At 67.5% G+C, this 12,719-nt stretch carries 14 protein-coding genes; 2 read left to right on the top strand and 12 right to left on the bottom strand.

Annotation, left to right across the window (positions count from 1 at the left end; all coding sequences use genetic code 11):
• Positions 1–314 precede the first annotated feature (314 nt).
• A complete protein-coding gene (locus tag GTH22_RS04800) occupies positions 315–515 on the top strand; it encodes a hypothetical protein (protein ID WP_252943614.1) in 201 nt (66 codons plus the stop codon).
• A gap of 49 nt (positions 516–564) precedes the next feature.
• Positions 565–831: a hypothetical protein gene (locus tag GTH22_RS04795; protein WP_252943613.1), complete on the top strand. Its 267-nt coding sequence runs from the start codon at positions 565–567 to the stop codon at positions 829–831.
• A 112-nt stretch (positions 832–943) separates the two neighbouring features.
• On the opposite strand, the gene GTH22_RS04790 is transcribed toward GTH22_RS04795, so the two are convergent.
• The 12 genes from GTH22_RS04790 to uppS all read right to left on the bottom strand — a co-directional run bounded on the left by GTH22_RS04790 (position 944) and on the right by uppS (position 12,606).
• Positions 944–1,582, bottom strand: a complete 639-nt coding sequence (locus GTH22_RS04790; RefSeq protein WP_252943612.1) for a hypothetical protein — start codon at positions 1,580–1,582, stop codon at positions 944–946.
• 165 nt (positions 1,583–1,747) lie between these two features.
• Complete coding sequence (gene lpxB, locus GTH22_RS04785) at positions 1,748–2,902, bottom strand: lipid-A-disaccharide synthase (RefSeq protein WP_252943611.1); 1,155 nt, start codon at positions 2,900–2,902, stop codon at positions 1,748–1,750.
• Positions 2,899–3,831 carry an LpxI family protein gene (locus GTH22_RS04780; RefSeq protein ID WP_252943610.1) on the bottom strand — a complete coding sequence of 311 codons (933 nt, stop codon included), beginning with the start codon at positions 3,829–3,831 and terminating at the stop codon, positions 2,899–2,901. Before GTH22_RS04780 ends, lpxB begins: the two co-directional genes overlap by 4 nt.
• 4 nt (positions 3,832–3,835) lie before the next feature.
• A complete protein-coding gene (lpxA, locus tag GTH22_RS04775) occupies positions 3,836–4,633 on the bottom strand; it encodes an acyl-ACP--UDP-N-acetylglucosamine O-acyltransferase (RefSeq protein ID WP_252943609.1) in 798 nt (265 codons plus the stop codon).
• Positions 4,630–5,112, bottom strand: coding sequence for a 3-hydroxyacyl-ACP dehydratase FabZ (fabZ, locus tag GTH22_RS04770; RefSeq protein WP_252943608.1), 483 nt, complete (start codon positions 5,110–5,112; stop codon positions 4,630–4,632). The genes lpxA and fabZ overlap by 4 nt, the downstream gene beginning before the upstream one ends.
• 21 nt (positions 5,113–5,133) lie before the next feature.
• Positions 5,134–5,757, bottom strand: coding sequence for an OmpH family outer membrane protein (locus tag GTH22_RS04765; protein WP_252943607.1), 624 nt, complete (start codon positions 5,755–5,757; stop codon positions 5,134–5,136).
• A 50-nt stretch (positions 5,758–5,807) separates the two neighbouring features.
• Positions 5,808–8,171 (bottom strand): outer membrane protein assembly factor BamA, encoded by a 2,364-nt coding sequence (bamA, locus tag GTH22_RS04760; RefSeq protein ID WP_371928317.1) that lies wholly within the window; start codon positions 8,169–8,171, stop codon positions 5,808–5,810.
• Positions 8,172–8,296: 125 nt separating this feature from the next.
• Positions 8,297–8,428, bottom strand: a complete 132-nt coding sequence (locus GTH22_RS22055; RefSeq protein ID WP_256471554.1) for a hypothetical protein — start codon at positions 8,426–8,428, stop codon at positions 8,297–8,299.
• Between the two features lie 131 nt (positions 8,429–8,559).
• Positions 8,560–9,927 carry an RIP metalloprotease RseP gene (gene rseP, locus GTH22_RS04755; protein ID WP_252943605.1) on the bottom strand — a complete coding sequence of 456 codons (1,368 nt, stop codon included), beginning with the start codon at positions 9,925–9,927 and terminating at the stop codon, positions 8,560–8,562.
• A 2-nt stretch (positions 9,928–9,929) separates the two neighbouring features.
• Positions 9,930–11,105, bottom strand: coding sequence for a 1-deoxy-D-xylulose-5-phosphate reductoisomerase (dxr, locus tag GTH22_RS04750; RefSeq protein ID WP_252943604.1), 1,176 nt, complete (start codon positions 11,103–11,105; stop codon positions 9,930–9,932).
• The gene (locus GTH22_RS04745; protein WP_252943603.1) at positions 11,102–11,884 is read right to left on the bottom strand and encodes a phosphatidate cytidylyltransferase; all 783 of its coding nucleotides are present in this window, start codon (positions 11,882–11,884) and stop codon (positions 11,102–11,104) included. Before GTH22_RS04745 ends, dxr begins: the two co-directional genes overlap by 4 nt.
• The gene (uppS, locus tag GTH22_RS04740; RefSeq protein WP_252943602.1) at positions 11,881–12,606 is read right to left on the bottom strand and encodes a polyprenyl diphosphate synthase; all 726 of its coding nucleotides are present in this window, start codon (positions 12,604–12,606) and stop codon (positions 11,881–11,883) included. The genes GTH22_RS04745 and uppS overlap by 4 nt, the downstream gene beginning before the upstream one ends.
• Between the last annotated feature and the right edge of the window lie 113 nt (positions 12,607–12,719).

Here is a 12,719-nt window from a genome sequence, read left to right as displayed (position 1 = left end):
AATGCGGCAGGTCTGCGGTTTTTGAATGAAATTAGATCGACTTTGGGGCTTAAATCCGGCCCTTCCACCCTGGGTACGATCGCGATTTTCGACGATTTCAGGGGGGTGGAAAGATCACGCAAACCCCTTGTTTTCATGAAAACCCCTATAGACCACAGGGTGGAAAACCCCCTCTTCCCCCCATTGGCCAATTTCGAGGTGGCCGGAAACATGGCGAAGTTTGGTCATCAACTGCACCGAGCGCCCCCCGCTCCACTGCACCCCCCAAACCGCATCCGGCACACCAGCCAGACGCACCACAAGGAACCGAACCGATGACCAAGCTCGCCCCCCTCGCCCGTCAGCGCCGCCAAGCCGCTCTTGCCGCCATCATCCGCCCCCACGGCGACAATGTCATCGCGGTCGACTTCCGCAAATCCCGCCGCGCCGCGCCGGTCCTGCCCCTTGACCTGGGCATGCGCCAGGCCGTGCTGCACAGCGCCGCCAACACCGACCTCCTCCCCCTCGCCGCCTGATACCCTCAGCGCCCCCCCCACCAAGCCCCCCCAACGAAGGACCGTACAGATGATCAACCTCGCCTCCATCGCCCGCAAGAACCGTGAAACCGCCCTCCTCGGCCTCGCCCGCCGCCGCAGCGGCAACGTCGTGAACGTTGCCTTCGGCCGCGACCGCAGCGCCCCGATGCCGGTTCTCGATTTCGGGGCCCGCCGCCGCGCCTTCGCCGAGATGGCCGCCGAAGTGGCCGCAGAGCTGCCCCCCATGCCCATGACCAACCGCCAGCCCACGCTCGTGCTGGTGTCCGACGCAAAGACGCTGCCGCAGGCCGCCTGAGCGTCACCCTCCAAGGCAAGGGCGGCCCCCGCCGCCCGTGCCTCCCGCTCGCCGCGCTCCCGCGCTTCCCGGTTCGGCCGGGGCCGGCGGGCGGGCCCTTCGGGGCCCGCCATCACTCCAGACCGAACCCGTATATCTCGACCTCCAGTGAAACGACGACGCCCGGCAGCTTACCCCCTGCCGGGCTTGTTTCGAGTCCGAAGCCCTTCACCATCCGCCCGCCCCGCGGCGCCGTATCGCCGCCCCGGTAACGGCGCAGGCCGGGAAAGGAAGGGTCGCGCTCCTCCGCCCATGTCTCCACCATCGCCTCGGCCCCGTGCACCAGCTCCGCGGCCAGCTCGCGGCCCCAGTAAACCCCGTAGCCCTCGCAGAACAGCCGCACATCCGCCCCGCCCGGCCAGGGCCGGAGCCCGGCCCTGCGCGCGGATATAAGCGCCCGGTGTGTGCGATGGCCATAACGGGTGCAGCTGAGGGTGAGCCCATGGGGCGGCGTGTCTGCCGCGCCCGGAGTCTGAAACATGGCGCTCCAGTACAGCGGATCCGCGCCATCGCCCGGATCGGCCGCCGCGGCAATCCGGCGGGTGCCGGGCCAGGCAATCGCCAGCTCGGCCAGCACCCCCTCGGGCGCATCGAGCGACAGGTCGAGCAGCACCGCCAGCGCCCCATCCGCCTCTGCCTCCTGCGACAGGGCCGCCCGGCCCGCGCAAAGGGCCATGGCAAAGGCCAGAAAGACGCCAACCACCCGGTGCACCACACGACACCTCCAACAGCAAACCGCGTCCAGTCTAGGCGCAGTCGGCCAGTGGACAAAGCGGCTTGATGTCAGCCGGCGGGGCGGGCGGTTTCCGACGCCGTTCAGTGGGGGGCCAGCCCCCCACACCCCCCGGAGATATTTGCAGCAAGAAAATGAACAGGGTCAGTTTATATGGGCGAGGACAGAGCGTGCGGCCCGCAGGCCGGGCGGTTCCTCGCCGCGGCCGAGGCGCGACATGGAGAGGGCCATGGCTTCGAGCTGGGCGCCCGGCGCGGCGAGCACGGCGGTGAGGCCCTCGGCAATCCTTGCCGGCTTGCAGTCGGCCCCGATGAACTCGGGGATGGTGCGGCTCTCGGCGACGAGGTTCACCAGCGTGACCGTGTCCACCTTCAGCATCCGGCCGATGATCTGGCGGCTGAGCCAGCTCATGTCATAGGCGATCACCATCGGCAGCGCATTGGCCGCCAGCTCCAGCGAGACCGTGCCCGAGGCCGCCAGCGCAACATCGGCGGCAGCGAAGGCGGCGCGCTTCTCGGCCTGGGCCGCCTTTGCGGGCTGGTCGCGCGGGTCGAGCAGCACCGGGGTGCCGGGCCAGCGGGCGGTGAGCTCCTTCACCAGCCCCGCCGTCGAGGCAACGCAGGGCACCACAACGCGGGTGTCGGGGCGCGCCGCCACCAGCGGGCGCAGCGCCTCGCCGAAGATCGGGGCCAACCGATTCACCTCGCCGCGCCGCGAGCCAGGCAGCGCCATGATCAGCGGCGCGGCGCCAATCCCATGGGCGGCACGAAACGCCGCGCCCTCCTCCGCATTGGCCACCGGCTCGGAAACCACCGGATGCCCGACGAAATCGCAGCTCATCCCCGCGGCCTCCATATAGGGCGGCTCGAAGGGGAAGAGCGCCAGCACATGGTCGATCACCTGCGCCATCTTCTCGGCCCGGTGCGGACGCCAGGCCCAGACCGTAGGCGCAACGTAATGCACTGTTTTCACGTCGCATTCGGCCTTCACCCGCCGCGCCACCCGCAGGCAGAAATCGGGGCTGTCGATGGTGAGCAGCACATCGGGCTTCCAGGCCACCACCTCGGCGGCGCATTGCTTGATCCGCCGCATCAGGGCGCGATACTTGGGCAGCACCTCGGCGATCCCCATCACCGAGAGCTCCTCCATCGGAAACAGGCTCTCCAGCCCCTCGCCCGCCATGCCGCTGCCGCCCACGCCGCGAAACTCCACACCCGGGGCCAGCGCCTTCAGCCCGCCCATCAGCGCCGCGCCCAGCCGGTCGCCCGAGGGCTCGCCCGCGATGACGAACACCCTCACGCCTCGCCTCCGGGGCGCACCCAGAGAAACATCTCCACCGCATCGGCCATGGCCACGCAGGTCTCGACGTCGAGCACCATCACGCCGCCCGCCTCCAGCACGATGCCGGTCAGCCCGGCCTCGGCGGCGCGCATCACCGTGTCGGGGCCGATCACCGGCAGGTCGGCGCGGCGGTCCTGACCGGGCTTGGGGGCCTTGTAGAGCAGGCCGCCGCCGGGCAGCGCAGGGTCGCGCTCGGGCAGGCGCGAGCCGTCCCGGGGGGAGAAGAAATCGGCAAAGTCGCCGATCCAGTCCATCGCCTGATCCATCAGCGACGCGCCCTTCAGCACCTCCTCCTCGCGGTTCTTCGCCTCTTCGGGGGTGCGCAGGAGCGAGCGCAGCATCCAGTCGGTGCCGCCGATCGCCTCGATCGCCAGCGCCTGCCCGGCCGCCACCACGCAGGCCTGCCCCACATCCGCCGCCCCCATGGCGGTCACGATGGCCTCGGCCCGCGCCGCATCGGCCACATCCTCCGCGCTCGGCCCGGCACTGGTGAGCACGCCCGCCGCGGGCAGCAGCTCGGGCGCAATCTCATGGGCGGCACGCACCGCCAGCCCGGCCTCTTCGAAGATGGCAATGATCTCGCGCAGCGCCGCATCATCGCCCCGCAGCACTGCCCCGCTGATCCGGGGCACCAGTGGCGCCGTCGCCGAGTCAACCAGATCGGACCGCAGCTCGGGGCGGCGCACCGCGCCCGCCATGCAGACCTCCTGCACCCCGCGCTGCTTCAATCCGTGAATGAAACTGCCCAGCCGCTCGAGCCGAAAGCGCTCGTCCACCTCCAGATGCGCCGGGCTGAACCCCTCCAGCGCGCAGATCCGGACCGGCCCCTTCGCCGCAAGCGCAATCCGGGCGGGCAGTTGGCCCTGCCCTGCAATCAGCGCCAGCAAGGCGCTACTCCGGGGTCAGGAAAGAGCGGTCGCTCTCCCCGGTGACAAAGTCGACGATCCGGCGCACGTATTCGCTTTCGGTCTCCTCGCCCAGACGGCGCGCGCGGTCCTGAAACGCCCCCTCGCCCTGCGCCAGCATCTGGTAGGCCGCCCTGAGCGCGGTGATGTCCGAACGCGCCACACCGGCCCGCTTCAGCCCCACGAGGTTGAGCCCGTCGAGCTTGCCCCGGCTGGCCTCGACCAGCCCGTAGGGGATGACATCGCGCGTCACCATGCTCACCGCCCCGATGATTGCGCCCTGCCCGATCCGCACCCATTGATGAATGCCCGAAAGCCCGCCGATGATCACATCATCCTCGATCACGCAATGCCCCGCGACAGCGGCGGAGTTGACGATCACCACCCGGCTGCCGACCTGCGCATCATGGGCCACATGGGCGCCCGCCATGATCAGGCAGTCGTCGCCCACACGGGTCACGCCGCCCCCACCCTCGGTGCCGCAGTTGATCGTCACATGCTCGCGGATGCGGTTGCGCGCGCCGATCACCAACCGCGTCTTCTCGCCCGAAAACTTCAGATCCTGCGGGATCTCCCCGATCACCGCGAAGGAAAACACCGTGCACTCCGGCCCGATCTCGGTGTTGCCGGTAATCACCGCATGGCTCTTGATCAGGCAGCCCTCGCCGATCTTCGCTTCGGGGCCGATGTAGGCAAAGGGGCCGATATCGACACCCGCGCCAATCACCGCGCCTTCATCGACGCAGGCGGTGGGGTGGATCGTGGCGGTCGAGGCGACGCTCATTTGCCCTCCGAAGCGGCGGCCTGCGGCATGTCCATCATGGCGGTAAACTCGGCCTCGGCGGCCATCTCGCCCTCCACCTTCGCCTCGCCCTTGAACTTCCACACCTTGCCGCCGGGCTTGCCGCGGGTCACGCTCACATGCAGCTCCAGCACATCGCCGGGCACCACCTTGCGGCGAAACTTCACGCCCTCCATGCCCATGAAATACACCAGCATCCCCTTGTCCTGAAGCTCCAGCGACGCCCCCACCATCACCGCCGCGGTCTGCGCCAGCGCCTCGATGATGGTGACGCCGGGCATGATCGGCGCACCGGGAAAATGGCCCTGAAAATGCGGCTCGTTGAAGGTGACATTCTTGATGCCAACCGCGCTCTCGCAAAACTTCACGTCGCGCACCTTGTCCACCAGCAAGAACGGGTAGCGGTGCGGAATGATCCGCTGGATCATCTCCAGATCAACGGTTTCGGGGGTATCGCTCATGCTGTTTGTCCTTCCTGCGCCTCAGTCCGAGCCTGTGCCGCCTTCGTCCACCGGCTCGCCGGTGGCAAACGGGATCTCGCCCGGCTCTTGAGTGTCTTCTTCTTCCGGCGGGGTGGCAAGGCTGCCGCCGTCTCCCAAAATCTCGTCGACGCGGGCCCGCACCACGTCCGTCACGTCCACATCCGACACCGCCAGCAGGATCGCGCGGGAATCGAGGATCACCGAGGCGCCCCGCGCCTCCACCACTTCGCGCACCACCGGGCCGATGGCCGAGTTGAACAGTTGCTGATCGCGCTCCTGCCGACGTTGCAGGCTGCGGGTCTTGGCCTCCTGCTCGGCGCGGATCTCGGTCACCTTGTCATCAAAGGCGGTCGCCAGCGCGCGAAAGGCGGCAGGCTCCATCGTCTGGCGCCGCTCGGTCAGCGCGGCCTCCTCGGTTTCGAGCTGCTCCTGAATGCGGGCGTTCTCGGCAATCAGCTCGGAGCGCGCCGCATTCAGCTCACGCTGCAGGCGCTGGCCAAACAGCGTGGTCCGAAACAGCCGCTCCTGGTTGATCGTCAGCACCGACGAAGGCGGTCGTGCCCCCTCCTGTGCCGCAGCCGGGGCACCCGCCCCGGCCAGCCCGATCATCAGGGCCCCCAACATCAGCCCCGCCCGCAGCAGTCCTGCGCCCGGGGAATGTCTGCGCCCGGGCATCAGAAATCGGTGCGGATCGAAATGTCGAAGCTGCGCGTCTTGTCGTAGTCCTGCTTCATGATGGCTTCCGAGAAGTTGAAGCGCAGCGGCCCGATCGGGGTATCCCAAAAGACCGACAGACCGATGGCGGAGCGCCAGTGCAGTTCGTCGTCCACCGCAAAGGTGCCATCCGGCCCGCCGCCGGTGTCGTCGAGCCCCCAGACAGACCCGATGTCATAGAAGACGCCGCCCGAGATGCCGTATTCTTCCGGCAGCCCCAGCGGGAACTCCGCTTCGAGGCGCGCCACGAAGAAGAAGTTGCCCCCAAGCGCGTCCTCGTTGGTCACGTTCAGGTCGCGCGGCCCAACGCCGTTGGCCTCGAACCCGCGCATCTTGCCGTTCAGCGTGAAGCGATCCAGCACCGTGGAGCCGCCCGAAGTGTAGTGCAGCGCACCGCCCTCCAGTTCGGCCCGCAGCGTGACCTCCTCGTTCCACACCTTGGTCTGTGCAGTCATCGCGGCGGTGGTCTTGATATACTGGTTCTCGCCGTCCAGCCCGCCGAAGTCCTGCCCGAAGCTGAAGCGGATCGCCGCGTTCGGGTTCAGGCCGGTGATGCGGCTGTCATAGATATAGGTGTATCCCACCGAGGCATCCCAGCGCTCACCCTCTTCGTTGCGCAGGATGAAGGACGAGCCGGTATCGGCCCCGCCATCGCCCACGTCGATCCCCGAAAGCTCGCGATAGGACAGCGCGGTGCGCACCTGAAGGCGGCTGCGCTCTGCCAGCGGAAACTCGAACAGCGGGCGGATCACACCGATGGTGGTGTCATAGCGCGAGTTCTCCGATTCCGTCTGGCGATAGTTGGCGTCGATCCCGAAGGTCACCTCGCGGCCCAGGAAGGCCGGCTCCCGGAACCCGAAGTTCACCGCCTTGGCCGAGCTGGTGGTATCCAGCCCGAAGCTCAGCGACTGGCCACGGCCGAGGAAGTTGCGCTCCGAGAAGCTGATGTTGAAGCCAAGTCCGGCGTCCGAACCGTAGGAGGCGCCAAAGCCGAGCGAGCCCGTCGAGGCTTCCACCACGTCGACATCCACCACGACCTGGTCTTCCGAGGAGCCCTGCCGCGCGTTCACATCCGCCGTCTCGAAGAAGCCGAGCGCGCGGATGCGCTCTGCCGCTTCGCGGATCTCGCGCGGGTTGAACGGGTCACCTTCCACCACCTTGAACTGGCGGCGCACCACCCGGTCCAGCGTCGAGGCGTTGCCCTCGATGTCGATCCGCTCGACAAAGATGCGCGGACCCTTGGAGATGGCAAAGTTGATGTCCAGCGTCAGCGCCCGCTCGTTGCGGGTCACCTGCGGCTCGACCCGCATGAAGTTGATGCCCTTCTGCGCCGCCAGCCGTTCCAGACGGCTGATGTTGGTCTCCACGATCTGCGGATTGTAGACCCGGCCCTGCCGGACCCGCAGCGCACGGGCAAACTCGTTGGCATCCACTTCCGGCATCGACGAGGTCACCGTGACCTTGCCGATCCTGAACTGCTGCCCTTCCTGCACGTTGAAGGTGACGAGGAAGGCGTCGCGGTTGCGGGTGATCTCGGCGGTCGCGCTCTGCACCCGGAAGTCGATGTAGCCCCGGCTGAGGTAGAAGTCGCGCAGCACCTGCTTGTCGAAGGCAATGCGCTCCTCGATCAGCGTGTCGCTCTGGATCAGCTGGCGGAAGATCCCGGCCTGCTTGGTCTCAAGCGCGCCGCGCAGGCGGCGGTCCGAATACTTGCGGTTGCCGACAAAGCTGATGCGCTCGTTCTCGACCGTGCGGCCCTCGGTCGCTTCGAACACGAGGTCAACCTGGTTGCCGCTGCGGCGGATGATCTTGGGGGTCACGGTGGCGGCGACCCGGCCCTTCACCCGGTAGAGCTCGGTGATGGCGGCGGCATCGGCCTCGACCTGCCCGGCCTGGAAGACGCGGCTGGTGCGGCTCTTGATGACGCTCTCCATCTCCTCGTCCTTCACCCGCTTGTTGCCCTCAAAGGCAATGCGGCGGATGGTGGGGTTCTCGCGGACGTTGATCACAAGCGTCGACCCGCGCGGAACCACCTCGACCGTGGCAAAAAGGCCGGAGCCCAGAATGTTCTGATAGGCGTCGTTGATCTGCGCCGCGCTCACCGTTTCGCCCCGGGCGATTCCGGCGTAGGAGACGATCGTTGCGGCATCGACCCGCTGGTTTCCGTTCACCTCGACCCGGCTGAAATTGAACGACTGCGCGCTCGCCTGGCTCGGAATGACCGTGTAAGCCATTGCAAATGTTGTGAAAATGACTAGTGCGACGCGCTGCATCAACGCTTTCGTCGCGCCCCGTCCCGCCCCGGTTTCGGCTGCTCGAAACATGCCCTCGGCCCCCAGTTTTTACCGCCTTTTGTTGTCCAACTTCACTAGCCGGTATTGGGGGTGGTGTCAAAGCGACGAAAGACGCCCGGGGGCGTCTTTTTCATCTGCACTTCAGCGGATTGCCTTCAGTTGAACAGCGTGCCGATCCAGGCACCACCGCCAAGGGCGGTCGCAATCGTCGCCACGTAGAGCAGCCGATCCGAGTTCAGCCGGACGATAAGGCTGAGGCTTTGATATCCTTCAGTCATGGTTTGCATGGGTGTACCCTGCATCTCCCGATTAGGTCCGGGCCAATGTCTATCGGCTGACTGTGTCACCATTTGGGCACCGCCCCCGCCAATTGTGGCAAGATTGCGGCGCCCGCCCGTGTCAGCTGAAAACGCCCGCCTCAGACAAACCAGGCCCGGATCTTCCAGAAGATCCCGCCCTCGCAGAACAGGTCGTTGCCAAGCGCAAAGACCATCAGGCTGAGGATCAGCGTCAGCCCGATCATCATCAGGATGTTCAGCAGCCGCTCGGGCGGCGGCTTGCCACTGACGGCTTCCCAGGCATGAAACACCAGATGTCCGCCATCCAGCACCGGGATCGGGAACAGGTTGAGCAGGCCCACCGCGGTCGACAGCACCGCCACGAACCAGATAAAGCTCTGCCCGCCCTGGCTCGCCATCTGCCCGGCGGTGGTCGCAATCTTCAGCGGGCCGCTCAGGTTGCACGAAGAGATCGCGCCCGAAATCATCTTGCCGAGGCCGTTGATCGAGCTGGTGACAATGAACCACGTCTGCTGCACGCCGTATTGCACCGCCTCAAGCGGGCCGAGCCGGTCGGTCGCGGGCTCGAAGGCGAGGCCGCCGTTGATGCCGATGAGATAGCGCGTCTCGAAGCCGCCGTCGGCGGTGGGCAGATCGGTGCGCCGCGGGGTCATGGTGAAATCGAGCGTCTCGCCCTCGCGCCAGACCTTCAGCGCCACCGGCGCCCCCTCGCCCGCCAGGACCGCCGCCTGCAATTCCTTGAAGGCGGTGATCGGTTCGCCGTCGATCGAGGTGATCACGTCGCCCACCTCCAGCCCGGCGTCGATCGCGGCCGAGTTGGGGCTGACCGAAGAGATCAGCGGCGGAAACGGCGTCGTGCCCTGCACGATCATCTCCGCCCCGTCGCGCTCGATCCGGTAGGCCACGGGCCGGGTCAGGTCGAGATCGGCGGTCGCGTCGTAGAGGCTGTTGATATCGGTGACCGCCTTGCCGTCGATCTCCAGAATCGTGTCGCCCGCCTCCAGCACCCGCACCTCCTGCGGCAGCGGTTGCAGCGCGCCCACCTGCACCGGCTCGGTGGCAATGCCGCGCACGGCCACGATGGCGCTGAAGATCACGAAGCTCAGGATGAAGTTGAAGACGGGGCCCGCCACCACCGTCGCCGCCCGCGCCCAGACCGGCGCGCCCGGCATGGTGCGGCGCAGCTCCTCGGGGCTGAGCCCGGCCACGGCCTCGCCGTCCACCCCGGCCGAGGCAGCATTGGCGTCCCCCATGAATTTCACGTAGCCGCCAAAGGGCAGCGCGGCGATCTGCCATTCGGTGCCGCGCCTGTCGGTCCGGCTGTAGAGCACCTTGCCGAACCCGAGGCTGAACACCTCGGCATGGATTCCGCACCAGCGCCCCACGATGTAATGGCCGTACTCATGCACCGCCACGATGATAGAAAGCGCCACCACGAAGGCCACGACATATCCTGCCGTGCCTCCCAGAATGCCGAAAAACTCCATGCCTAGCCCGTTGCCTCTTGTGTCTTTGCCATGGCCTCACGGGCCAGTTCTCGTGCCATCTGGTCAGCCTGCAGCACGTTATCAAGTGTCATCATGTCATTGTTAAGACTGGTTTGCGAGGCCATCCGGCCCATGGTGGCCTCCACCACGCGGGCCATGTCGGTAAAGCCGATCCGGCGCGCGATGAACCCGTCCAGCGCCGCCTCCTTGGCCGCGTTGAAGACCGCGCCCATCAGCCCGCCCGCCGCCATCACCTCGTAGGCGAGGCCGAGCGCGGGGTAGCGCGCCGGGTCGGGGGCGGCAAAGTCGAGACGGCCGAGGGCGGCAAGGTCGAGCCGCTCCACCGGCAGCGGCGCGCGCGCGGGCCAGTTCAGCGCGTAGCCGATCGCGTGGCGCATGTCGGGCGCGCCGAGATGCGCCATCATCGCGCCGTCGCAAAAGCCCACCAGCGCGTGCACCGCGCTCTGGGGGTGGATCAGCACCTCGATCCGCTCCGGCGCGATGCCGAAAAACTCATGCGCCTCAATGACTTCCAACGCCTTGTTGAACATCGAGGCCGAGTCGATGGTAATGCGCTGCCCCATCTCCCAGTTGGGATGGGTCGCGGCCTGCTCCGGGGTGGCCTCTTCCAGCGCCGCCAGCGGCCAGTCGCGAAACGCGCCGCCGCTCGCGGTGATCACCACCCGCTCGACCGCGCTCATCTCTTCGCCCACCAGCGCCTGAAACACCGCCGAATGCTCGCTGTCCACCGGCAGCACCGTGGCACCCGCCTCCCGCGCCGTGGCCATCAGCAGCGGCCCGGCGCAGACAAGGCTCTCCTTGTTGGCCAGCGCCAGCGTCGCGCCCGCCTTCACCGCCGCCAGCGAGGGCCGCAGCCCGGCCGCGCCCACGATGCCGTTCACCACAAGGTCGGCAGGCCGCGCCGCCGCCTGCGCCACCGCGTCGGCGCCCGCCGCAACGGTCACGCCGCTGCCCTTGAGGCGGGCCGCAAGCTCCTGGTAACATTCGGTAAAACAGGTCACGGCCAGATCGGCCTTCAGCGCCACCGCCTGGCTTGCCAGCCGCGCCACGTTGCGCCCGCCGGTCAGCGCCACCACCTCGAAGCCGCCGCGCCCGATCAGGTCCATCGCGCTTTCTCCGATGGAGCCGGTCGAGCCGAGCAGGCTGATGCGTTTCAAATCCGCACCTCCGGCACATCGACGATCAACGCCACCAGCAGCATCAACAGCGCCGCGCCCAGAAGCCCGTCGAACCGGTCGAACAGCCCGCCATGGCCGGGGATCAGCGCCGAGCTGTCCTTCACGCCCATCCGCCGCTTCAGCGCCGATTCCGCGATGTCGCCCATCTGGCTTGCGAAGGCGAGCACCGCCGAGATCCAGATCAGGTCGCGCCCGGCATTGGTGAAGGTCAAAAACAGCGCGCCCACGCAGGCCGCCCCGATCCAGCCCGCCACCGTGCCGCTCCATGTCTTCTTCGGGCTGACCGCCGGCCAGAACTTCGGCCCGCCGATCATCCGCCCGGCAAAGTAGCCGGCCACATCGGTGACGACGACCACGAAGACCAGCCAGAACAGCCATGTGCCGCCGTATTGGTCGCGGAAGGTCACAAGCCCCCAGCCGGCGGCCATGATCCCGAGCGCAAACAGGAAGAAGGTCATCCGCTCGCGCGGCATCGCCGCCGCGCCCGCGACGGCGGGGGCAAAGAGCAGCAGCATCGACCAGTTGGCATCATAGGCCAGCAGCCCCGAGAGCACCGAGGCCGTCAGCGCCGCCAGCAGCATCGCCGTGTCGCCCTCGCGCTTGATCATGCTGGCCAGTTCCCAGACCATCACCGCGGTCACGAAGACCGCCAGCATCTGAAACCAGATGCCCCCGGCCCGGATGCCGGCCACGCCGACAACCACCATCACCGCGCCCGCGATCACCCGTGGCGCAAGGTCATCCCACTTGCCGCTCATGCGCCCACCGCACCGAACCGGCGGTCGCGCGCGGCATAGCCCGCGATGACATCGCCAAAGCACGCGGCGCTGAAATCGGGCCAGAGCGTGTCGACAAATTCGTATTCCGCATAGGCCGACTGCCAGAGCAGAAAGTTGGAGATCCGCGCCTCGCCGCTGGTGCGGATCACCAGGTCAGGGTCGGGGAGCATGCAGGTGTCGAGAAAATGGCTGAGGGTTTCCGCGTTCACGTCCTCGGGCTTCAGCCGGCCCTCGGCCACCTCGACCGCAAGGCGCTGGGTGGCGCGTGTCACCTCGTCGCGCCCGCCGTAGTTGAGCGCAATGGTCAGATGCACATTCTCGTTGCCCGCCGTCAGCGCCTCCAGCTCGTCCATCAGCGAGACCAGCTTGCCATCGAGCTTCACCCGGTCGCCGATGAAGCGCACCCGCACGCCCTTGGCCAGCAGGCGTTGCGCCTCCTTGGTGATGTAGCGGCGAAACAGCAGCATCAGCCCGGCCACCTCGGCCTGGGTGCGCTTCCAGTTCTCGGTGCTGAAGGCAAAGATGGTGAGGTATTTCACCCCGAGCTCCGGGCAGGCCTCGACAATCTCGCGCACCCGCTTGGCCCCGGCCTGGTGGCCGAACAGCCGCGGGCGGCCCCGGCGCGTGGCCCAGCGTCCGTTGCCATCCATGATGATGGCCACGTGCCGTGGTGCGGCGTTCTCGCTCGCGTCTCTCGCCATTCTACCGGCCTCCTTGCCGACCTGCCGAAACCCGGCACCGGCATGGCTGTCTTTAGCGCGGCGGGGCGGCCATTGCCAGTTTCTCCCCGCAGTTGCGCCAAATTGGGCCGCGG

The organism is Oceanicola sp. 502str15 (genome assembly GCF_024105635.1).
In the GTDB taxonomy this organism is placed as follows: Bacteria; Pseudomonadota; Alphaproteobacteria; order Rhodobacterales; family Rhodobacteraceae; genus Vannielia.
The sequence above is the reverse complement of the archived record's forward strand: the minus strand, read 5'-3'. Positions and strand labels throughout refer to the sequence as shown.

Excerpts from the sequence above, each read along its gene's own strand:
- GTH22_RS04800 (WP_252943614.1), top strand. The coding sequence starts at position 315 with ATGACCAAGCTCGCCCCCCTCGCCCGTCAGCGCCGCCAAGCCGCTCTT.
- GTH22_RS04795 (WP_252943613.1), top strand. The coding sequence starts at position 565 with ATGATCAACCTCGCCTCCATCGCCCGCAAGAACCGTGAAACCGCCCTC.
- lpxA (WP_252943609.1), bottom strand. The coding sequence starts at position 4,633 with ATGAGCGTCGCCTCGACCGCCACGATCCACCCCACCGCCTGCGTCGAT.
- fabZ (WP_252943608.1), bottom strand. The coding sequence starts at position 5,112 with ATGAGCGATACCCCCGAAACCGTTGATCTGGAGATGATCCAGCGGATC.
- GTH22_RS04765 (WP_252943607.1), bottom strand. The coding sequence starts at position 5,757 with ATGTTGGGGGCCCTGATGATCGGGCTGGCCGGGGCGGGTGCCCCGGCT.
- bamA (WP_371928317.1), bottom strand. The coding sequence starts at position 8,171 with ATGTTTCGAGCAGCCGAAACCGGGGCGGGACGGGGCGCGACGAAAGCG.
- GTH22_RS22055 (WP_256471554.1), bottom strand. The coding sequence starts at position 8,428 with ATGCAAACCATGACTGAAGGATATCAAAGCCTCAGCCTTATCGTCCGG.
- rseP (WP_252943605.1), bottom strand. The coding sequence starts at position 9,927 with ATGGAGTTTTTCGGCATTCTGGGAGGCACGGCAGGATATGTCGTGGCC.
- GTH22_RS04745 (WP_252943603.1), bottom strand. The coding sequence starts at position 11,884 with ATGAGCGGCAAGTGGGATGACCTTGCGCCACGGGTGATCGCGGGCGCG.
- uppS (WP_252943602.1), bottom strand. The coding sequence starts at position 12,606 with ATGGCGAGAGACGCGAGCGAGAACGCCGCACCACGGCACGTGGCCATC.